This is a genomic window from Nitrospirota bacterium, assembly GCA_040754395.1.
Classification (GTDB): Bacteria; Nitrospirota; Thermodesulfovibrionia; order Thermodesulfovibrionales; family SM23-35; genus JBFMCL01.
This window is the reverse complement of the sequence record JBFMCL010000056.1, coordinates 1-1753: the sequence shown is the minus strand read 5'-3', so window position 1 is coordinate 1753 and position 1753 is coordinate 1. Positions and strand designations below refer to the sequence as shown.

At 44.9% G+C, this 1753-nt stretch carries 2 protein-coding genes; both read left to right on the top strand.

Translation table 11 applies throughout. From position 1 onward, the window contains the following. Window positions 1–54 precede the first annotated feature (54 nt). Entirely contained in the window at window positions 55–1527 is a 1473-nt protein-coding gene (gene istA / locus AB1552_14380) for an IS21 family transposase (GenBank protein ID MEW6054945.1), read from the top strand. Then, on the top strand, window positions 1524–1753 hold a 230-nt coding region (locus AB1552_14375; GenBank protein MEW6054944.1), incomplete at its 3' end, for an ATP-binding protein. The genes istA and AB1552_14375, both read left to right, overlap by 4 nt.

Below are 1753 nucleotides of genomic sequence, written 5' to 3'. Positions count from 1 at the left end.
CTATAATCTCCTTTCTGGAAATAAGGAAGGAGGAAAGAAAAAGGGGTGTTAAGCATGTACAAGTGGCAACAGGTGAAGGCCTTGAAGACGCAAGGGGCTTCAATCAAGCAGATAATAAAACAACTGAAGCTGTCGAAAAATACGGTCAGGAAGTATCTGCGTAGTTCCGAGCCTCCTCGCTTCAAAGCCCGTGAGTATGAGAAGCTTCTCAATAAATACGAAGAAACGATAAAGGGGATGCTCGAAAAGCATTATATCGGGACGAGGATATACAACGAACTTCTTCAGATGGGCTATACGGGCTCTCTATCCTCTGTGCATCGATATATAGCCGACATAAAAGAAACAGAGGAATTCAAAGCAAAGGCAACGACAAGGGTCGAGACGCAACCGGGCAAGCAGATGCAATACGATTGGAAAGAGTGGCAATTACCGGTAGATGGCAAGTTAGTGAAGACCTATATTCACGAAGTAGTTTTAAGCTACAGCCGCAAGAAGTATTATGTCAGCTCGCTGAGTATAACCGCACAAGATGTAATAAGGGCGATAGCCGGGGCTATTGAGTATTTCGGCGGGTTAGCCGAGGAAGTGGTAATAGACAATCCCAAACAGATGGTTATTACCCACAGAAAGAGCGGCGCAGTATGTTACAACGAAGAGTTTTTAAGGTTTTGTGGGTTGTATGGCATACAGCCTAATCCCTGCCGGAACTATCGGGCTCGGACAAAGGGCAAGGTAGAGAGGCCATTTTATTATTTACAGGAACATCTGTTGCGTGGGCTTGAGGTAAATGACCTGTCCTCGCTTGACGGATTACTTTCGGAGTTTACTGAAAAGTACAATACACGGCCTCACAGCGATCTCAAGGAATCTCCGGAGGAGAGGTTTCTAAAAGAGAAGGGCTTTCTTAGGAGAATTCCTGTGGTAGATCCGGCAATACTTTACGACAAGCCCGTAAGGAAAGTCAGCAATGACGGATATATATCATGGGACGGGACGTTATATCCGATAGCAATGCTACATTGTCTAAAAGATGTGAGGGTTGAGGCCGAATTCGGCAAAAAGCTCAGGGTTTATGAATTAGCCGGAGAACTGATCGCAGAACATAATATTCGTCTTTTTGACAAAAAGGTACGGCCTGCGCATCCAGAACATGAGGAAATAAACAGCTCATATATGCAGAAAAAGGAAACGTACCGTGCCGAGACAGTCAAAAAGTTTATCGAAACCTTTCAACAGACAGGGCGCTTCTATATTGAAGGTCTTAAGAGGACGGTGACTGCAAACATGTACTGGCATATTGAGGAGATCATGAAATATACGACGGTTTACAGCACTGCAGAGGTGTCGTCAGCACTTTCAGAGTGCATAGAAATCGGCGCATACCACAAAAACAGCGTAAGAAGGCTTCTTCAGTGCAAAGAACCTCAGAAACAGCCCTTTAATATTCTCAATCAGCCCTGTGTTGTCGCATCTGTCGATATAAGAAGGCCGCTTGCCGATTACAAAGTGGAGGCTGCCATATGAGCACAGAACTGAACAGGCAGATAGAAGGACATATGAGGGCTTTGAAACTCAAGGGTATGATCCCGGTCTACAGGGAGTTATCGGATCGGGCGACAGCCGGCAATATTTTATATGAAGAATATTTAGCGCTGCTTCTTGAAGAAGAGGTAAAGAGAAAGACAGACAGTTCGGTAAAAGCAAAGATACACAAAAGCCGTTTGCCGTACCTGAAGACATTGGAGGAGTT